Origin of the sequence: Bacteroides sp. 3_2_5 (genome assembly GCF_000159855.2) — a bacterium.
In the GTDB taxonomy this organism is placed as follows: Bacteria; Bacteroidota; Bacteroidia; order Bacteroidales; family Bacteroidaceae; genus Bacteroides; species Bacteroides fragilis.
Window position 1 is genome coordinate 2,425,885 of record NZ_JH636044.1, and the last position, 19,299, is coordinate 2,445,183.

Sequence of the window (19,299 nt, forward strand, 5' to 3'; positions counted from 1 at the left end):
ATGACAGAATCAATCACCAATCAGGATATCAAACCGGGAATGCTCGTTTACTTCCGACATCGGCAGTGGGTAGTACTCCCTTCCAATGATAAAGACATCGTGCAGCTGAAACCCATCGGGGGCTCAGACGCAGAGGCGACGGCAGTATATCGTCCGCTACAATTGCCCTCCGACAGCATGTATAAGGCAGAGTTCCAATATCCGGAGAAAAAAGATTTGGCAGATTTTCAATCGGCTAAAATTTTATACAATGCCGCCAAATTATCTTTCAGAAATGCTTGTGGTCCTTTCCGTTGTATGGGCAAATTAAGTTTTCGTCCACGTTCCTACCAGGTAGTTCCGTTAGTCATGGCCTTGAAACAAAAGGTTGTACGATTACTTATCGCCGACGATGTAGGAGTCGGGAAAACCATCGAAGCCCTTATGATACTGAAAGAACTGATTGAGCGGGGTGAAATAGAACGTTTTACCATTATTTGTTTGCCACACTTGTGCGAACAATGGCAAAAAGAATTGAAGGATAAATTGGATATCGATGCCGAAATAATCCGTTCAAGCACCATTGCTTCCTTGGAACGAAAATTGCAAGGTGATATTTCAGTATTCAAGCATTACCCCTATCAAGTAATATCCATCGATTATATCAAGTTGAAAGATAAACTGGGGCGAAGAGAGATGTTTATGAATGATTGTCCTGAATTGGTAATTGTTGATGAGGTTCACACCTGTGCTCGCCCTGCGGGCAAAGGCGACCAACTGCGATATGATTTATTGAAAGAGGTAAGTTCCCGACCCGACAGACACATCGTGTTGTTAACCGCAACACCTCATAGTGGAAAAGATGAAGAATTTCAATCGCTTATTGGTCTTTTGAACCCCGAATTCGCCGAATATAACATCTCCGGGATGGATGAAAATAAGCGAAAAAAGTTAGCCCGACATTTCGTTCAACGAAAGCGTGAAAACCTGAAACGCTGGCGTAAACATTCGGAAGAACAGAATCCCTTTCCCGAAAGAGATTCAAAGGAAATTCGTTATTCATTATCAGAAGAATATTTGAGCCTTTACAACGGAATCCTTGATTTTGCTCGTGGGTTGAGCACACAAACCGGGAAGAAAATTAAAAATACTTCTCCAATTAAGTATTGGGCAGCCTTGGCTTTGCTACGAGGTGCCATGTCAAGTCCGGCAGCCGGACTAAGTATGTTGAAGAACCGGAAAAACAAGCTTTCTGAAGAGATCCAGGAAGATGAGGAAGATTTCTATTTCAGAAGTACACTTTTTGATAAAGAGTTGAATCGGGATGACTCTCTGACAACAAATGCGATTAACGAATATGAGGTACAGGAAAAAAACGACGATTTTCTGGAAATATTGACTCAACGAGCAGAGGAACTGTGCAATTACCCTTCTGACAATAAATTATCCAAAGCAATTTCTGTATTATCCGACTGGACAAAAGGGGTACAAGAAATAGTCGATGGAGTAAAACAAAAGGTTGTATATCACCCCATTGTATTCTGCAAATACATTCAAACAGCCAAATATATTGGAGAGAAACTGAAAGACTATTTTGGAAATAAAGTGCAGGTAGTGGTGGCTACGTCCGAACTGGCCGACGAACAACGTCGTGACCTGATAGACTCTATCCATCCGGATAAACCCCGGATACTGGTTGCCACCGACTGTTTAAGTGAAGGTATCAACCTGCAGGAGTTATTCAATGCCGTCTTGCATTATGATCTTCCCTGGAACCCGAACCGTATTGAGCAACGCGATGGGCGTGTCGACCGTTTTGGTCAGGAAAGCCCTAGGATAAAAACATTTATTCTCTTAGGAGAGAATAACGATGTAGATAAAATCGTTTGGGATGTACTCATCAAAAAGATATATGAAATCCGGAATAGTATCGGGGTAAACATATCCATCGGCGATGATGACAGTTCGGTCATGGAAGGATTGATAAAAAAACTGATTACAGGGGAAGAAGAAGCCAGCAATAAGCAACTGAGTCTTTTTGCTGACGACCACATCACCAATGTGATTGAACAAATGCGGCGGAAAGCAGAAAACATACGTAGTATTTTTGCCCATGAAGCTGTCAGTGCGGAAGAAATTGAAAACGAGTTGAAAGAAGTAGACGATGCCATTGGAGATATTTCTTCCGTAGAATCTTTTGTAACATCCTCTATTATTGCTTTGAGAGGGACTTGTACTCCGATCTATGCCCGGAAAACAAACAGGGAAGATGGGATTCAATCCTACAAACAGGGATATAGAATCGATTTGACCAATCTTCCGACACATTTGCAGTCAATGCTGCCAAAAAATGGTAAGAATATTACCATCTGCTTCGAATCGCCTACCCCTGCCGGGCTCGTATATGTCGGGCGAAATCATAAATTTGTGGAGCAGCTGTGCCAGTTTATGCTATCATTAGCAATTGATATGAATAAGAACTCAGCCTATCCACGGGTAGCCAGAAGCGCTGTCGTGCTCACACAGAAAGTAAAAACTCGTACAACACTTATTCAATTCCGCGTGCGGAACGTAATTCGTGAAATCGGCAGTAAACGAGAAGTCATTGCAGAAGAAGTATTCTTATGGGGATACGAAGGAAGTCATGCTGATAGTCGTATATTGTCCGAAGATGAAAGTAAACAACTACTTTTTGAAGTAGAATCAGAAGAAAATATGTCGCAGGAATCACAGGAGAACGAATTTGACTATGAGCAACAACGGTTTTCTTCCAAAGCTGAGGCTTTTAAAGAAGTGGCGCAACAACGGGCCGATCACTTGGTCGAAGCACATGGGCGTTTTCGTTCACTAGTAGGCGGAAAAAGCTATGAAACTGTTATTCCCGTTTTGCCACCCGATATTCTGGGAGTATATATTTTCAAACCTGTAGCAACTCCATTATTTTAAGATTGAAAGAATATGAACAATACATCCGTCAATATACAAGGAAATATTATCTCGAGTGAAATCATTGAGAAGATTCGTTCGGAAGAACAAGGATATTATCAACGACCTTCGTATTTCGATACAGATCACTCCCTCCGTGAGGAAATAGGTAATGCATGGATTAACGCCAAAGCACTGTGGAACATATTTAAGTCTAAAAAAGAACGGGTTAAAGATGAAGATAGCGGTACTACCGAAACCCGGAAATCTTGGATGGAGCCTTTCCTTGCCGAATTAAACTTCACTGCCACCAAAGCACTTGTCTACCAACATGCTGAGAGTGGTAAAAGATTTGATATCAGCCACAGGGATGACGAACTAGACGGGTTTCCTATACATCTGGTTTCCTTCAAACAAAGCCTTGACAAAGCCACTGTCAACGGAAAATCGTCCCCACATGCACTTGTACAGGAATACCTGAATAAAGTGGAGCATACTTATGCGTTGGTTAGTAATGGAATATTCCTGCGATTGCTTCGCGATTCATCCCGGATTGTGCGAATCAGCTATTACGAGTTCAACCTCGAAAAAATGATGGAAGAAGATCTGTTCTCCGATTTCGCTATTCTGTATCGCACATTACACTCCTCGCGATTTAAACAAAAAAATGATTTTCCTGACGGATGTATTTTTGAAACGTACCACTTGCAATCGTTGGAATCCGGTTCCCGGCTTCGAAGTAGCCTGAGCAGTGCTGTTATTAACGCTCTGGTAGGGTATCCAAACGGAATCGTTTCTGCTAAAAATCAAAACTTCAAGAAACAAACAGGTTTAGCCAACGGATTTATACAAAATCCGCATAATTTGGAACTGAGAGAACAAATAGCATCTGGAAGAATTGCTGCAGATACGTTTTACGCCGAATTATTGCGATTGATATACCGCTTTCTTTTTCTGATTGTAACTGAAGAACGGGACCTTGTATATCCGGAAACGAGAGATGAGGAAGTCCTACGGAAGAAGCAAATTTATTACCGGTATTACAGTATTGAGCGACTCCGGAAACTGGCCGGAAAACTGCTATATGCCGATAATAGTAAAGACGACCTGTGGGAGGGAATGAAATCTACATTCATGTTGTTCGAAAACAAATATTACGGGGAAAAACTTGGTATACAAGCCCTTTCATCCGGCATTTTTGCAACAGATGCTTTACGTACATTGATGACACTCCGTTTGGACAACTGTACATTGATAGATACGATTGCTGGCTTATGTTTTTTTGTCAATAATCAGACCGGACAAACCGTACGAGTGAATTATTCGGATCTGGATGTGGAAGAGTTCGGCTCTGTATATGAGGGATTATTAGAGTATAGCCCTGCTTTCAATCTAAAGAACGAAACACCTCACTTTCAGCTCAAAGAGGGAAAATTCAGAAGCGATTCCGGTTCGCATTATACTCCAGAAGAATTATGTAAACCACTTATTCAGTATTCTTTAGAGTATATTCTCGAAGAGAGGTTACTGCAATCGAAAATAGATAAAACAATCCCCCTGCATCGTATCATTGGTCAGGAGCGTGAAACAGCCATAAGAGCATTGCTTGGAATTAAAGTTTGTGACGTAGCATGTGGCAGTGGGCATTTGTTGCTTTCTGCTGCCCGGAGAATCGCTTTGGAAGTGGCTCGTTTATATACAGGAGAAGAGCAGCCTAATCCGGTGGCAATGAGGCAAGCCATGCGGATAGTTATTAAGAATTGCATTTATGGTGTTGATAAGAATCCGTTGGCCGTCGAGCTTTGTAAAGTCGCTTTATGGTTGGAAGCCCACAATCCGGGCGAACCGCTCAATTTCCTCGATCATCACATCAAGTGCGGAGATTCGATAGTCGGGTTAGGTCATAAAGACGAGTTGATGAATGGTATTCCGGATGAGGCTTTCAAAGTGCTTCCGGAGGACGATAAAGAGATTGCAAAGCTTTATCGAACGGAGAATAAAAAAGGAGCCGGCTTGATTCAACAAATAGGATTGTTTGAGAACAAAGTTGGTGACTCTCTTGAAGAACTTATTAAACAGTTTGATTCACTGAATCAAATGCAGGAAAATACGCCAGAACAAGTTGCAGAAAAAGAAAGGCAATACCGGATGTTGATGAATAAATCAGCTATGCAAAGATTGAGAACTTTGGCAGACATGCAGGTTGCTCAATTCTTTGTACCCAAAACGGATGAGAATAAAAATAAGTTAGTCACAAACAAAGATTATTTTGAATATCTCCGGGGAGGTCAGATTCCAATGCAATTAGCGAGTGGAATAATTGAGGTATTTACTAAATATCAATTCTTTCATTGGTTTTTAGAGTTCCCAGAAGTCTTCACACAAGGTGGATTTGATTGCATTATAGGGAACCCGCCATTCCTTGGCGGACAAAAGCTAAGTGGAGCTTTTGGAAATAGTTTTTTGAAGTTTGTAAAATATGCTTATAAGCCTGCCGGGGCAGTTGATCTTGTTACTTATTTTTTCAGACGGATTTTCAATATTCTACGGCCAAATGGTTTTCAATCATTAGTATCTACTAATACTATATCTCAAGGTTCCGCTCGTGAAGGAGGATTAGATGTCATTTGTTCGAAAGAAGGTGTCATTAACCATGCGGTTCGTTCTATGCGCTGGCCGGGTGATGCGGCTGTCGAGATTTCGCTTGTTACCATCCATAAAGGAGAGTGGAGTAAAGATATAGTTTTAGATAAAAAGAAGGTCGAAAGAATCACTCCTTATTTGGATGATTCCGAGGTGTTGGGAAATCCATATCCTCTGAAACAGAATGCTGGGAAAAGTTTTATCGGTAGCTATGTTTTAGGAATGGGCTTTGTTTTGTCACCCGAAGAAGCTGAAGTATTGATTACCAAAGATCCACGGAATAAGGATGTGTTGTTTCCTTATTTGAATGGAGAAGATTTAAATAACGATCCGGAACAGAAACCATCCCGTTGGGTGATTAATTTCTTCGATTGGACGGAAGAAAAGGCCCGTACTTATCCGGATTGTTTTGAGATAGTAGAACGGTTGGTGAAGCCGGAGCGACAACGTTGGAAATTAGATGAGAATGGGAATGAGATTGTTGGAACTTATGCTTTAAGGAAACCATTACCTCAAAAGTGGTGGATATATGGAGAAAAACGACCAGCTCTATACGAGACCATTTCAAAGGTAGACCAGGTCATGGCTATTGCATTGACAAGTAAAACTGTTGCCATTGGATTATTAGCATCGACATGGATTTATTCACATTCTCTGGGTGTTTTTGCTTATGATCAATTTTTATATTTTTCTTATTTGCAATCAACTTTACATAATATTTGGGCTTGGTTCAATGGATCATCTATGAAAAGTGATTTAAGGTATACTCCTTCTGTGTGTTTTGAAACGTTTCCCTTTCCTCAATCTACATCGCATGAAGAGATTAATATTATTGAAGAAGCTGGACGAGAATATTTTTATTTTCGCGAAAAACTTATGAGTGATGTTAAAATTGGGCTGACGAAACTGTATAATCAATTCCATAATAGCCAATTAACCATCATATCTATAGAAGATGAGAACCTCCAAGATAAGATTTTCGAAAAAAAATATGGAAAAGAATCTATCTGGTTGAAAAAGCATTTAACAAATAGATCGTGTAATTTTTCTTATAATAATATTGTCGAGCGTATCCACAAGTTACGAACTCTACACATCCAGATGGATAATTATATTTTAGGCATATATGGGTGGAATGATATAAAGCTTGAACACAACTTCTATGAAGTTAGTTATTTACCAGAAAGCGACAGGATCCGCTTTACAGTTCACCCAGCCGTTCGAGAGGAAATACTAAATCGTTTGTTAAAACTTAATCATCAATTGCACAAGATGGAGATATCAAATCCTTATAGTACTCAAAAGGAATCAACTAAAGGAAATAAAGATAATGTCAGCAAAGATAAGATGTTATTCTGATCTTTGATTACACATCAGAAAACAAATCAATAAAACTTTGATCATTTTTTATCTTAATCCTTCTATTTTGTTTAGAAGGAAGAGATTCTTGTTCTTTGGAGTATTGCTCATGGTTGAGCAATAAAAGCCTTCTAAGAATTTCTTTTCTTGCATTAGGATGAATGGTGAAACGAACTCTGTCATTCTCTGGTAAGTAGTCAACTTCATAGAAATCATGTTTTAAACTTATATCACTCCAACCATAAGCATTCAATACAGAAATGTCTATTTTACAATAGAGTTCTCTAAGTTCGAGTATATCTCTACAAGCGTCTTTTATTGAAGTATTATTTGAATATTTACACAAATGCTTTAGAAATGAAAAATTTTCTTTTCCATATATCTTTTCAAACTCCTTTCCATTCGATGGGAAATGGGCCAAATTAGAAATTTCCAACAAACGATCATTGTGAAATTGATTGTAAAGTTTAGTCATACCTAACCTATTATCACACATTATTTTCTTACGAAGAGAATTATATTTCCTACTTACAGTTTCTAATTCTTTATTATTAAGAGTTATTGGGAATGGAAATGTTTCAAAACAATCTGTCGTTGAATAATTTAATGTGCCAGCTCCTAAAGTGGATGAATTCTTCCAACACCATATATTATGCAAAGTACTGGATAAAACACCGAATTCAGAGAAATTTTCAAATAATATTACTGCCAATTTATGCATATAAACGATCTTAGTTGGGACTAAATCAAAAGATGTGTATTTGCTCACTAAAGGGACTACCATGACCTGGTCTACCTTTGAAATGGTCTCGTATAGAGCTGGTCGTTTTTCTCCATATATCCACCACTTTTGAGGTAATGGTTTCCTTAAAGCATAAGTTCCAACAATCTCATTCCCATTCTCATCTAATTTCCAACGTTGTCGCTCCGGCTTCACCAACCGTTCTACTATCTCAAAACAATCCGGATAAGTACGGGCCTTTTCTTCCGTCCAATCGAAGAAATTAATCACCCAACGGGATGGTTTCTGTTCCGGATCGTTATTTAAATCTTCTCCATTCAAATAAGGAAACAACACATCCTTATTCCGTGGATCTTTGGTAATCAATACTTCAGCTTCTTCGGGTGACAAAACAAAGCCCATTCCTAAAACATAGCTACCGATAAAACTTTTCCCAGCATTCTGTTTCAGAGGATATGGATTTCCCAACACCTGAATTAGAAGTAATTATGACTTTAATTTTCTCATAATAAGCTTGTTATTGATCCCGTATGTGAAAATATCGTATTTTTGCACTTCATAAATACTTCACAATACTATATGAATACAAGAATATCTTATAAATTTGTTCTGAAAGCAGAGGCTAATAGCAGAGGATTATATCCGGTCTATATGAGAGCTTTTCTCCATGGGAAGAAAATAGAAATCGCCACTTCGATAACTATAGTGGAAGGAGATTGGTCGGAAACCAAGCAACGTGTGAAACGGCGCAATAAGCTCAACGAGAAGCATAATATGATTCTTGAAGCTTTCGAAAAGAAAGCCTTAAAATGCATTTTGGATAACTTTGTATACGAAGAAACTCCTTTGACTTTAAGGCAATTTAAAGATTATATGCTGTCTATTGGACAAACCGAAAACAGTTTCACCGATTATATTCTCAATTATCTGAATGAAAATAAATCACGTTTGCGGTCTGAATCGTGGTGGAGCTATAAATCTCAAATCACTAAACTGCTGAAATTCAGAAAACACATCAGCTTTGCAGATCTAACAGAAAAGTTCATCAATGAATACCAACATTACATGCTGTACACTCTTCATAATAACGAAAATACAGTGAGCAAAAGCCTACGCTCTTTACGAACCTTTATAAATATAGCCATGCGGTACGGTCTTATTAAAACTAACCCATTCAAATATATTACCATTAAGAAAGTAGATGGGAAACGGGATTTTCTTTCAGCAGAAGAGTTGAGCAAATTGTCCGATGCCTATATCTCAAATAAAATAATAGACGAGCAAGAAAAAGAAGTACTTCAATATTTTTTGTTTTCTTGCTATACCGGGTTGCGCTACTCTGACTTAAAAATGTTAAAAACATCATCAATAAAGAATAATATCCTACACATAAATATGCATAAAACAAACTGTCTGGTCAGTATTCCGCTATCTCAAAAGGCATTACAACTTCTACCGAATAAAATAAATTCAGAATCCGATTATGTTTTTCGAGTTTATTGCAACAAGGTGACCAACCGAGTTCTAAAACAAGTAGGTAAACGTTACGGAATCCCTAAAAAGTTGACATGTCATGTCGCAAGACATACTTTTGCCACAGTTTCTATCATTCTTGGTATACCTATAGAAGTTGTAAGTAAACTATTAGGACACTCAAGTCTTAAAACGACTCAGATATATGCTAAGATCGTAGATAGTGTGAAAGAACGGGAAATGGAGAAATGGGATAAATTATAAGTTCAAAGAATGATGAATGAGTTAAAAAAATACAAATTTGCAAGATTGATTAATAATCCTAATAAAAAGAGACATGGCTGGCCATACACTCAAATTAATGATTTATACAATTGTCTTAAGAGATGGAGAAAAGAAAGACTCAAATTTCAAGAAGCTCCATCAAGCTATTTATGAAAGCACAGAAAAGGAGAAGGCTAAATTGTTTGACATATACAAAGATAGGTTCTTAAAATCTTTTAAGGAGAAATTTGTTTTGTCAATAACAACACAAAAGGCATTGCAATAAAGTCTATAAACTGTATTCCTGAAATAAATATCATTGACGGAATGATGATAGGGGACTTACTGGCATTGAGCAAGAAGTTTATAAGACCTCAAGCTCTCGAGATAAAGAAGATACAATTACAGAGGATGAAATTACTGTACAGCCTTACTACTTTAAGATTTGGATGCCATATAATAGTAATTTAGGGGTTATAATGATTCAGAGTTATACAGAAGTAGGAGTGGTATCCCTCGTTGTAAATAAGCTTAGAGGCTTTGTCAGGAGCTATAGTTCATTTATTTCGACAGACCGTTTTGTCCATGAAAAATAGAAGAAAGACTTAAAATAAATATAGATAACTTGGATATATTACTAACGATTATACTTAGCGATGAATTCAAAGAACCAAGACAAGAATATCCGATTGTTGTAAAATGCAGATTCATATAAACACATTTTGTTGAGAAGAAAAAAAGAAATAGAATATAAAGTTCAGGATATGGAATAAAATTAAATTTAGTGAAATAAGAAAAAAATGCAAAAGTTTTTTTGAAATGTTAAAGATTTCAATAGGGGTAAAAATAATAATCATATAAATAGTATTTATACGTATTTCTTTGCCACTACTACTGTTTGAATACGCTCTTTTTTTCTTTTTTAAGGGTAGACGGTTATAGAATATAGATGACAAATACACATAATTATCTGCGCTTTACGTCTGTTTGCTAATTATTACCTTTTCCGTTCATACTTTCGCAACGAACATCTGCCTTACACAAGGTGTTCCGATATAGATACGTAGCCAAATGATGGGGCATACTAATATCAAGACAGTACAAATTTAGGCAGAGGTCACTAAAACGAAAATTAATGAGGATATGACAAATTTAACAGAACGGATTGAGGGAATATACCTTTGTGCCAGAGAAAAAAGTCAACTAAGTTTATTCCATTGGAAAATAAGATATTAGATTCTCTGTTGATATTGCGAAGTTCTCACCATCTATGGAGTAAAAAACTAACTTCTTGGCAAATGCACAACTTTTAGTATTGGCGTACTCTATGCAAATATTATTAAAATCGTATTTCTAGGCTACTTCTATCAGAAATCAGATAAAGCGAGTTCCGTATCCTATCTGTTCTTTACTAAAACTAAATCGGGCAATAATCAGGCAATCAGGTGGAAATTGACTTTTAATTTTCTGATAAACAGATGCAAATCTACTCGGCTGTTTCTTTGGGTGTCGATAATATTATTCACAGTCAGGTAGACAAGCGATTTGCAATACTTAAAACACTCCATCAGGTAACAGTCTATATCGGTTCTTCGTAATCAATTATCGTCTTATTCCTCTCTGCTTTTTCTTTTTGCGTTTTTGAACTTGTAATTCCTCTGCTAGTGTTACATCGTAGTTGTTGTTATCATCTAATGAAAAGATTGATAAGAGAGAATCACCGCCACTATTATTTTGCTGATTGTTAGAGTATTTATTGTCTTGTTTGCTATCAAGATTGCAAGATATATTGTTTTCTTTTTCACAGGATTGAAATCTCTCTTTTTTCTTTTCGCCAGTAAAGTTTTGATTCTGTATTTCAAGTTGTTCGGAGATAGAACTGTTCTTCATCGTATTGTAGTAATCAAATGATTCTGTTTGCTGACGATTGTAGTTGAATAGTTTATCAAAGCCCTGTTCCGCTTGTTTGAATAGGTTCACACGGTCAAAACCTCCTGTGACAGTGCCTTTCTTAGTATTCTTATGGTTGGTAAGCGGTGACAGTTTCTTTTTATTGACTTGATCTTTACGACTTACAATCAAATGACAGTGCATATTCAGCTTATTATCGGAACGACTACGGTTAAAATGAATCTTCCCATAGAACTTTATATCTGCTTCGGATAGTCCTTTATTGAAGTTATTGGCATATTCAGAAATAAACACCTCACGGATATAGCGTTTCATTGCTTCGGCTTGTTCTTGTTCTGTGTTACCCATTACTCGAAGTTCGCTTTCCGATGGGCTGACGTGGATAGCAAAAAACTTTGCATCTGTTTTCAGCAATTGCCCGATATTGGTGTCTATATCCTTAATAACTTTTGATTTGTAGATATTATCGTCTGTCAGGTTGAAAAATCCTTCGGTATAGATACCCTTTTCCATCCGTTCTAAATCTTCATGTTCCATGTAATTGGCTAACTGTCGGGAACTTTCTGCATTATTATATGCACCGTTAGATGGTGGAGCAAAGTCTATGTGCATCAGCTTATGTATTTATCAGGTTTGTAATTTCTGTTTTCAGATTCTCCTTCCTTTTACTATCCATCACACCACAAGCAGAAAGTTCCGAATAGAGTTGTATCAAGTGAAGCAACTTCTTATTATCCCGTTGGTGTATTTGGTATAGTGCATTTATCTGTTTGGATTGGTTGTTTATTACATCGGCATGATTACAGAACTGTTCACTTAACTTTTTGAGTACGGCTGTGTGTTTCTCTTGGCTGGCTTCCAGTTGAGAGAGAATAAGAGTTTCCAAAGTTTTACCGATTGCATCGAAACGCAAAGCGATAGAATTTGTAACTCGTATCATGGGATTTAGTTGTTCTTCCTCATAGTGACGGATGAAGCGGATAATATCATCCTGTCTCTTATTTATTTTCGCCAGTTCTGATTTTACAGATTCAGGGGCTTCGGCTGGGTTGATATGTGCCTTGTCTATATACCCGAATGCCAGTTTTACAACTTCACTCTTTTTCAGTGAATAGCGTTTGCATATCTTCTCTACTAAAGCTGCCGTTTCCTTGTCTATGGAAATGGTAGTGAATATCGTTTTTCTACTACTATTTGGCATGGTAATTACTTTTTTATAGAAATATGAATAGATAAATACCTGATAATAAGCACTGCAAAGAAAATGCTTATTACAGGTGTCATTACAGCGTGTTCTTGTAACACGCTAAAGCCGAAGGCTTTGCCCCGCAGGGCAAGAGGGAAGAACAGGACTTGTCCAGTTCCCTCTTGCTCAATTTAGCGAAACGAGCCGAGCCATAAGGCGAGGTGGTTTCTGCTAAATTGGGTGTGGAGATACTTCGTTAGGTGGTAATATTATCCGCCTTGTTTTGCATCGGTTTGCTTATCAAGCTGATTTTCCTTTTTGAACCGTTCGTAGGACTTACAATCTGCATTTTCTTGAACAAATATCCGAATGTCGGATGCTCGATAGTAAGTCTTATGGCTAATCATAAAGTAGGGAAGTTTACCACTTGCCCTATATCGTTGGAGTGTTCGGTATGATACTTTCAATAGAAACGCCAAGTCTTGATTATCCAACAATTTATCGTTGGGATCTAATACAGTGTCGGTATTGATTAGGGATTGTAGATTTTGCCCTATCTCGTTGAGTTTCTTCGATAGTTTCTCCATCCACTTATCAAAGTTTTCGTTGTCTATATACATTTTTCTTCATTTTTTAGTTGAACATTAATATTTTCAATCGATTGATGAAGCAAAGTTCGGAAAACGGATGCAAATAAGTTGGGGGAATACCACTGGTACTCCCCCATAAACAACTGCTATCTTGCTGATAAACAGAATATAATATTTCGGTATTTCTTACGGCTGATAATAGCCCTCATCCTTACTTTTTTGAATAATGGCAGCTTTCAACCTATCTAAAAATTCTGTGATTTTAATCGGCTTGCGTTTGATTACGGCTATTTCCTTTTTGTAGATGTCCCCAAAATTCACATTGAACATCTTCTCGAATATACGTGCTACATCACTAAGGAAGATTTCTTTATGGTCTATACGAACAATTCCCCCTGATATATAGAATATGCCACAAACCAGTTCCATCATATCTACCAGTTTTATAACTTCATTATTTAGATAGAATGGTGATTTCCATTCAGATTCGATATTTATAAAGAACTTAGGATATTCCATTTGACGATAAATAAGCTCTTGCTCCATAGTAATTAATGAAAGTAGTTTATCTATAAAAACCAATTTTAGTTTACTGTTTTCTGTAGGACATGATTCTTCCAACGCTTTGAGAGTTCCAAAATCAACAAAATTCATATTCAGTTGCCTAATACGAAGTTTGTTATCATTTACCCTATTAAGATAGTCGAACAACTCCTCTACAAATTCCAAATAGGCAGAAGACATGTCTTCAACAAAGGATTTGTCAAATTGATATGGATGTTTTAATAATTGATATATTCGTTTCTCAGTTAAGTCCCATTCCATCATAGTAATCTATGTATCAATCATCTTGATTAGATAGTGTATTCATACATTTTAGAAAGATTTGCAAGTCATTATTTAATATAGAAAAGAACTTTGTATCAACTGCCTCAACAATATTAATGGATTTTTGAGATATTTCTGTACCATTTTCTGTCAATGAAATTATTCTTATTCTTGTATCATGAATACTTCCTGTTCGACTTATATATTGTTTTTTCTCAAGAGTTCTGAGCACTTTAGAAACCATCATCCTATCAGTTTTACTATGATTGGCAATATCTGTTTGAGTAATAACCTTTTTTGATTTAGATAACATTGCCAAAACTGATAGAAGAACAAACTGAGTGTGAGTTAAGCCAATCTTATCTAATTCATTTTTTATCTTTCTTTGCCAAAACATATGAACTGTCCAAAGCAAATATCCTGGACTTTCATTCGTTGTAGAATAACTAAATTCAATATTATTTTTCATTTTCTACTAATTTTATCAAATTATCGACTGATTGTGGAAAGAGCTTTCTCAATACGTGAAAACTATAGGAGACTTGCCATTGACTGCGAGTTCCTGACCCAAACGGCAGAAGCTATGGTGGGGATAGCATTTATACAAATTGTCCTTAAGCGATTTTTCTAATCATTTCAAAACAGATTCTCAAAGCCCCCCAAAAAAAGAAATTACTGAAAAGAAGATACGTTGCAAAATCACAATACTATTTTATACAAAATATGTCTGTACAGAGGATGTTCGGGCTCCACTAACGGATGATTGAACTCTTTTATGCGTGTCATACCTATTTTTTGCATCACATGCTCTGAACGTTTATTAAGCAATGAGGTAAAAGAGACTATCTCTTTTAGCTTTAATTCCTCTTTTGCATAATTCAAACAAGCAATAGCAGCTTCCGTAGCATACCCTTTGCCCCAAAACTCGGGTAACAATCTCCATAAGATTTCAACAGCCGGAGCAAAGTCTACTTCAAATGTAACATTGTGCAATCCGACAAAACCAATAAAAACGCCAGTCTCTTTCTCCTCAACAGAGTATGCCCCAAATCCATATATAGTAAATTCCTCTTGTATTTGATTGTACAAAGCAATCGTCTGTTGATAAGACAATTTTTTCAGAAAATACTCCATGACTTTATCATCACTGTTCAATCTGGCAAGATACGAGATATCTTCCTCTTGCCAAGAACGGAAGATGAGGCGTTGGGTTTCAAAATATTGTTTCATCCTTCTATTATTTGTTTAAAGTAAATCATATCGTAAAGTTATTATTCCACAACACTTCAGAAAAAAAATCACTTTCATTTTCTGAGTATCCTCTTTAGATAGTCAATATTTAGCAAATTCACTGTCTCAAAAACTCCTTTATAAAACATAGCAAAATTATTGAAGACACAAGGTAATTCCTTGGCTTTTTGCAACGCATCTACTTGAATTAAAGATACAGAAAAGTCATTCATCTCACAATACTGCGTTATCGTCTCAATGTATTGATAAACATAGGGGTATTGCATATCATAATAAATCGTCATGTGGTAGCAATGTAATTAAATCTTCATCACCTTCTAATAGGTAATAAGCTACAAATATTAGAGGGGTTGAATCTGATGCATTATCAAAATGTAAAATAGGTTGATTTTTAGGCTCGTAAAAAGCTTCACCTGCTTTTATTAGATACGAACTTTGTCCCTCTATTTGAAATAATAAAGTTCCCGAAACTACATAACCCACAACTGGGCAAGAGTGAAGATGATAATCTGCTTTCCCCTTTTGAGGTATTACAATCTTCTTAATTTCGACTTTTGATAAACTCTGTTTATCATGTAAATGAACTGTCAGAAGATCAGTTCTAGTTACTGTACTCTTTTTCATACAAATGCAGCTATTTAGTGATAAAAATAAAACGAATATCAATACTTTATTCATGATTTCTTTGTTTTGCTGCAAAATTAGGGTGAATGAGGTAATTATGTCATTGACCTATGTTAAGAGATTTAAGCCTGCTCAAAGATTCTGGTTTAATACCAAGATAAGATGCAATATGATATTGTGATACATGTTGTTCAATATGCGGGAACGTTCGTAAAAGCAATTTATATCTATCCAATGCACTATCCATTAGTAGCGATGACTCTTTACCGCACTTTCTGATAAAGAGTGTATCTGCAATATACTTTCCTAGCTTATACCACTCATTAGATTCCTGTAACAAAAGTTCGTAGTTGGATTTGGATAAACTCAGTATGAGAGAATTCTCTAATGCCTGTATGCTTCCTATACTTGGCTCTTTGGTTAGAAAACTTCTATAGGAAGTTGTAAAAGAGCCATCTGTATAAAAATCACTTGTATATTCTTCACCATCTTTTTCTATATAAGAGCGAAGTGTTCCCTTTTCAACAAAACCAATAAAAGTGCACACTTTACCCTGCTGCAAAAGAAAATCTTTCTTTTTTAACGAAAATCTTTCAGTTACTTCTATTAATCTCTCATAAGAGCTATTTGATAACCCAATTTCTTCTATTATCAATTTCTTTATGTCCATGATATTCCTTATTAGTTTTACAAAAGTAGGCATAATATTGTATTGGAAAAATGTGAGGTTTTAATTATATCATATTTAGGCTATTTTAGAGCATAGAATATGCCTAATCATGCCTTTATCAGACACTTCTGGACAGTTTTGAAAACGACTCTTGATTCTTCTTTCATTTGCCGATGAAAATAGAATCAACACGTTTTATAAACCATTAAAAATTAAAAGCATGGAAGTAGTAACCATTGAAAAGAGAACCTTTTCGTATGTCTGCGAACGGTTCACCGAGTTTGCCAAACGAATAGAAAGTTTGTGCAGCACTCATACCCAGAAAGTAGAAAACTGGTTGGATAGTCAGGAAGTGTGCTTGTTGTTAGGTTTTAGCAAACGAACACTGCAATATTACCGAAGCAGTGGACGGCTGGCTTATTCTCAAATCGGCAACAAGATTTATTATAAGTCTTCCGATATTGAAAGAATTATTGCGGACAGTGAAACACAAAATCAATCACCCAAACAAACCACGCCTTATGAAAAGAACTAAAGAAGATTATCCGTCCTTCAATCTGTTTTCCATTGTAGGCACATGGGAAAGCATTAATCTGAATCCTACGATAATCATTTATCGGAGCGATAAAGAGTACCTTCTTTCTATTATATATGTATCGGAAACCACTAAACAAGCTTCACCCGCTACTTATGAGATACAGCAAGATGGTAGCCAGTATTTTATTACCAGTGCATCCAAACGACTCTATGTAGATTATGATCCGGCAAAAGATGTACTTAGCATTTCATCACTTGGTGACTATCTGCGCAACTAATCAGCCATATAGCAATCTTGAAATCAATATTTCAATAAAACAATCTTTCAGTCATGGAACTAATAAATAAAGATACCCTGCAAATTAAAGAGTTTATTTCTTCGCTTGATTCGATGCTGAACGGTATTGAATCTATAGTTAAGTATTACAAGCCCCACCTGAACGGGGAACGCTTTCTTTCTAATAATGAAGTTTCCAAGAAACTGAATGTCAGTTTGCGAACCCTGCAAGAGTGGCGAGATACAGGGCTAATCCCCTTTATCCAGATAAAAGGTAAAATCATCTATCGCCAGAGCGATATTGATAAACTGCTTCAAAAGCACTACTTTGAAAGTTGGAAAGAGTAACCTGCCAAGCCCAAAACATTGTTTTTCGGAATTTAATTTGAATCATTGACTTTTCCAGTGAAGTATTTAGTCTGTACAAGTCTTTGGATAAAAATACGCTCGGAATGAAATGGAGAGGAAGATTTTTATTCAAACCGAAGGCTCGGACTTGAACAGGCTAAATACGGAACTTACCTTTGTCAATGCTTCATATTGAGTTCTGGAAAACTTACTATAAAAGAAAAGGATTGAGGAAATGAAATTCATTCTTCCCAATCCTTTTTCAATATTAGCTACTATCTTTATTATATAGCCAATTCCGACAGGCAGCTATTTACTTTTTGCATATCCTTGAAAATATTCTGATCCAATACCCTTGCATAGTGTTTTGTTACGTTTGTATCTGCATGACCTAACATCTTAGCAACATTCTCCATACTCACGCCATTTGCAAGGCAAATGCTTGTGGCATAGCTATGACGGGCGGTATGTGTGCTAAGATTTTTATGAATTCCGCACACATCGGCAATCTCCTTCAAATAACTGTTCATGCGTTGATTACACAATACAGGTAAAAGTTTTCCGGTACACTCTGCCACATCCTTATATTTATCAAGTATGGAAGCTGCCACAGGTAACACAGGAATGTTACACATGATTTTGGTCTTTTGGCGGTTCTTCCTTATCCAAAGTTCCCCTTTGTTGTCTTTTACCAAGTGTTCGGGTGATAAATCTTTCACATCGCTGAACGCCAAGCCAGTAAAAATGCAAAAGACAAAAACGTCACGTACCTGTTCTACTCGTTTAATTGTGAACTCTTTAGCGAGAATGATTTTAATCTCGTCCATTGTCAGAAATTCAGGATCGGTTTTTTCCGGTTTGAAGCGGTAATAAGCAAACGGATCTTTCTTTATCCAGTCGTTTTCTAAAGCAATGCGGATAATCTTCTTCAAATTCTTCAATCGGGTGATAGCAGAGTTCTGCGCACAACCTTTTTCAATCTTCAAAAAAACATCGAACTTAGAAATAAAATTAGCTTCCAAGTTGTTTAGAGCAATATCCGATAGCTGATATTCTTTCTTAATGAATTCCTCCAAATATCGGGTAGTGGTTTCATACCGTTGAACGGTCTTACTTACAAAGTCTTTACCGATCAGCTTACGGCTTTGTTCGTTATGCTCTCTGAATACCTGCAACAGCGTTTTGCTATCTTCGTCCACGCCATAAAACAACTTTCTCACAAGATCAACAGTGATAACTTTGCCGGAAGTTTCCAATTCTCTATAAATTTGGTGTACGTGTGAACGTGTGATTTCTAAGTAGTGGTTCAGTTCCACCGACATACGGTCTTTGCCTTTTGAATTCTCTTTAGCCTGATTCCATAGATTTACAGGACAGCTTCTTTTGATAGAAATATCTACCATACAGCCGTTTACGGTGATTCTCATGCACACGGGTGCTTCTCCGTTCTTTAATAATTTGCCTTTCTTGATGAAGAACAATACAGAAAATGATTTTCGAGCCATTTTTACATCGTTTTTAAAGTTACAAAACTATGTATTCTCTTCCAAAGTACAACCATGCAAAATGCTATGAATCAGTGAGAAAAATGCAAATTCGTGGGACTTTTTTCGATTAAATTTTAGTCCCACGATTTATCCACCGATAATATACTTGAAATGGCTATTTTCTGCTACCTATCAGAAAAAAAAG

General features: G+C 36.6%; 17 protein-coding genes and 1 pseudogene. 7 read left to right on the forward strand and 11 right to left on the reverse strand.

Features of this window, described 5'->3' with window-relative positions; translation table 11 throughout:
• Complete coding sequence (locus tag BSHG_RS08165; RefSeq protein WP_008659858.1) at positions 1–2,925, forward strand: helicase-related protein; 2,925 nt, start codon at positions 1–3, stop codon at positions 2,923–2,925.
• A 12-nt stretch (positions 2,926–2,937) separates the two neighbouring features.
• On the forward strand, positions 2,938–6,906 hold the full coding sequence (locus BSHG_RS08160; RefSeq protein ID WP_008659861.1) for an Eco57I restriction-modification methylase domain-containing protein: 3,969 nt from the start codon (positions 2,938–2,940) through the stop codon (positions 6,904–6,906).
• A gap of 7 nt (positions 6,907–6,913) precedes the next feature.
• Here the strand turns inward: BSHG_RS08160 and BSHG_RS08155 are convergent, their stop codons facing one another.
• Complete coding sequence (locus tag BSHG_RS08155) at positions 6,914–8,119, reverse strand: type IIL restriction-modification enzyme MmeI (protein WP_008659863.1); 1,206 nt, start codon at positions 8,117–8,119, stop codon at positions 6,914–6,916.
• A 108-nt stretch (positions 8,120–8,227) separates the two neighbouring features.
• Between BSHG_RS08155 and BSHG_RS08150 the strand changes: the two genes are divergently transcribed.
• Both BSHG_RS08150 and BSHG_RS08145 read left to right on the forward strand, forming a co-directional pair.
• A complete protein-coding gene (locus tag BSHG_RS08150; protein WP_008659865.1) occupies positions 8,228–9,385 on the forward strand; it encodes a site-specific integrase in 1,158 nt (385 codons plus the stop codon).
• Between the two features lie 73 nt (positions 9,386–9,458).
• Positions 9,459–9,671 carry a hypothetical protein gene (locus BSHG_RS08145; protein WP_008659868.1) on the forward strand — a complete coding sequence of 71 codons (213 nt, stop codon included), beginning with the start codon at positions 9,459–9,461 and terminating at the stop codon, positions 9,669–9,671.
• Between the two features lie 1,316 nt (positions 9,672–10,987).
• Here the strand turns inward: BSHG_RS08145 and BSHG_RS08140 are convergent.
• The 9 genes and pseudogenes from BSHG_RS08140 to BSHG_RS08100 form a co-directional block, all read right to left on the reverse strand.
• The gene (locus BSHG_RS08140) at positions 10,988–11,908 is read right to left on the reverse strand and encodes a DUF5712 family protein (RefSeq protein WP_008659874.1); all 921 of its coding nucleotides are present in this window, start codon (positions 11,906–11,908) and stop codon (positions 10,988–10,990) included.
• 4 nt (positions 11,909–11,912) lie between these two features.
• A complete protein-coding gene (locus BSHG_RS08135; RefSeq protein ID WP_008659875.1) occupies positions 11,913–12,497 on the reverse strand; it encodes a BfmA/BtgA family mobilization protein in 585 nt (194 codons plus the stop codon).
• 254 nt (positions 12,498–12,751) lie between these two features.
• Entirely contained in the window at positions 12,752–13,102 is a 351-nt protein-coding gene (locus tag BSHG_RS08130; RefSeq protein ID WP_008659876.1) for a helix-turn-helix domain-containing protein, read from the reverse strand.
• A gap of 156 nt (positions 13,103–13,258) precedes the next feature.
• Positions 13,259–13,900: an RteC domain-containing protein gene (locus BSHG_RS08125; protein ID WP_008659877.1), complete on the reverse strand. Its 642-nt coding sequence runs from the start codon at positions 13,898–13,900 to the stop codon at positions 13,259–13,261.
• 13 nt (positions 13,901–13,913) lie between these two features.
• The gene (locus tag BSHG_RS08120) at positions 13,914–14,369 is read right to left on the reverse strand and encodes a MarR family winged helix-turn-helix transcriptional regulator (protein ID WP_005778558.1); all 456 of its coding nucleotides are present in this window, start codon (positions 14,367–14,369) and stop codon (positions 13,914–13,916) included.
• Between the two features lie 230 nt (positions 14,370–14,599).
• Complete coding sequence (locus tag BSHG_RS08115) at positions 14,600–15,130, reverse strand: GNAT family N-acetyltransferase (RefSeq protein ID WP_005778556.1); 531 nt, start codon at positions 15,128–15,130, stop codon at positions 14,600–14,602.
• 74 nt (positions 15,131–15,204) lie between these two features.
• Positions 15,205–15,435 (reverse strand): annotated as a pseudogene (locus BSHG_RS08110) (YoaP domain-containing protein); the annotation flags it as partial.
• A complete protein-coding gene (locus tag BSHG_RS08105) occupies positions 15,419–15,829 on the reverse strand; it encodes a cupin domain-containing protein (RefSeq protein WP_005778552.1) in 411 nt (136 codons plus the stop codon). The gene BSHG_RS08105 and the pseudogene BSHG_RS08110, both read right to left, overlap by 17 nt.
• Before the next feature lie 46 nt (positions 15,830–15,875).
• Complete coding sequence (locus BSHG_RS08100; RefSeq protein ID WP_008659879.1) at positions 15,876–16,445, reverse strand: Crp/Fnr family transcriptional regulator; 570 nt, start codon at positions 16,443–16,445, stop codon at positions 15,876–15,878.
• A 220-nt stretch (positions 16,446–16,665) separates the two neighbouring features.
• On the opposite strand from BSHG_RS08100, the gene BSHG_RS08095 reads away from it, so the two are divergent.
• The 3 genes from BSHG_RS08095 to BSHG_RS08085 are packed head-to-tail and all read left to right on the forward strand — an operon-like array spanning position 16,666 to position 17,607.
• Positions 16,666–16,980, forward strand: coding sequence for a helix-turn-helix domain-containing protein (locus tag BSHG_RS08095; protein ID WP_005778549.1), 315 nt, complete (start codon positions 16,666–16,668; stop codon positions 16,978–16,980).
• Positions 16,967–17,260, forward strand: a complete 294-nt coding sequence (locus BSHG_RS08090; protein WP_008659881.1) for a DUF3876 domain-containing protein — start codon at positions 16,967–16,969, stop codon at positions 17,258–17,260. Before BSHG_RS08095 ends, BSHG_RS08090 begins: the two co-directional genes overlap by 14 nt.
• A 53-nt stretch (positions 17,261–17,313) precedes the next feature.
• Positions 17,314–17,607 carry a helix-turn-helix domain-containing protein gene (locus BSHG_RS08085; protein WP_008659882.1) on the forward strand — a complete coding sequence of 98 codons (294 nt, stop codon included), beginning with the start codon at positions 17,314–17,316 and terminating at the stop codon, positions 17,605–17,607.
• 284 nt (positions 17,608–17,891) lie between these two features.
• Here BSHG_RS08085 and BSHG_RS08080 read toward each other — a convergent pair whose 3' ends face one another.
• Positions 17,892–19,112, reverse strand: coding sequence for a site-specific integrase (locus tag BSHG_RS08080; protein WP_008659884.1), 1,221 nt, complete (start codon positions 19,110–19,112; stop codon positions 17,892–17,894).
• Positions 19,113–19,299: the final 187 nt, after the last annotated feature.

What these genes read in the sequence shown, in the direction of transcription:
- BSHG_RS08105 (WP_005778552.1), bottom strand. Translation starts at nt 15,829, where the DNA reads ATGAATAAAGTATTGATATTCGTTTTATTTTTATCACTAAATAGCTGC.
- BSHG_RS08080 (WP_008659884.1), bottom strand. Translation starts at nt 19,112, where the DNA reads ATGGCTCGAAAATCATTTTCTGTATTGTTCTTCATCAAGAAAGGCAAA.
- BSHG_RS08165 (WP_008659858.1), top strand. Translation starts at nt 1, where the DNA reads ATGACAGAATCAATCACCAATCAGGATATCAAACCGGGAATGCTCGTT.
- BSHG_RS08135 (WP_008659875.1), bottom strand. Translation starts at nt 12,497, where the DNA reads ATGCCAAATAGTAGTAGAAAAACGATATTCACTACCATTTCCATAGAC.
- BSHG_RS08100 (WP_008659879.1), bottom strand. Translation starts at nt 16,445, where the DNA reads ATGGACATAAAGAAATTGATAATAGAAGAAATTGGGTTATCAAATAGC.
- BSHG_RS08150 (WP_008659865.1), top strand. Translation starts at nt 8,228, where the DNA reads ATGAATACAAGAATATCTTATAAATTTGTTCTGAAAGCAGAGGCTAAT.
- BSHG_RS08130 (WP_008659876.1), bottom strand. Translation starts at nt 13,102, where the DNA reads ATGTATATAGACAACGAAAACTTTGATAAGTGGATGGAGAAACTATCG.
- BSHG_RS08085 (WP_008659882.1), top strand. Translation starts at nt 17,314, where the DNA reads ATGGAACTAATAAATAAAGATACCCTGCAAATTAAAGAGTTTATTTCT.
- BSHG_RS08120 (WP_005778558.1), bottom strand. Translation starts at nt 14,369, where the DNA reads ATGAAAAATAATATTGAATTTAGTTATTCTACAACGAATGAAAGTCCA.
- BSHG_RS08125 (WP_008659877.1), bottom strand. Translation starts at nt 13,900, where the DNA reads ATGATGGAATGGGACTTAACTGAGAAACGAATATATCAATTATTAAAA.
- BSHG_RS08090 (WP_008659881.1), top strand. Translation starts at nt 16,967, where the DNA reads ATGAAAAGAACTAAAGAAGATTATCCGTCCTTCAATCTGTTTTCCATT.
- BSHG_RS08115 (WP_005778556.1), bottom strand. Translation starts at nt 15,130, where the DNA reads ATGAAACAATATTTTGAAACCCAACGCCTCATCTTCCGTTCTTGGCAA.
- BSHG_RS08160 (WP_008659861.1), top strand. Translation starts at nt 2,938, where the DNA reads ATGAACAATACATCCGTCAATATACAAGGAAATATTATCTCGAGTGAA.
- BSHG_RS08140 (WP_008659874.1), bottom strand. Translation starts at nt 11,908, where the DNA reads ATGCACATAGACTTTGCTCCACCATCTAACGGTGCATATAATAATGCA.
- BSHG_RS08145 (WP_008659868.1), top strand. Translation starts at nt 9,459, where the DNA reads ATGGCTGGCCATACACTCAAATTAATGATTTATACAATTGTCTTAAGA.
- BSHG_RS08095 (WP_005778549.1), top strand. Translation starts at nt 16,666, where the DNA reads ATGGAAGTAGTAACCATTGAAAAGAGAACCTTTTCGTATGTCTGCGAA.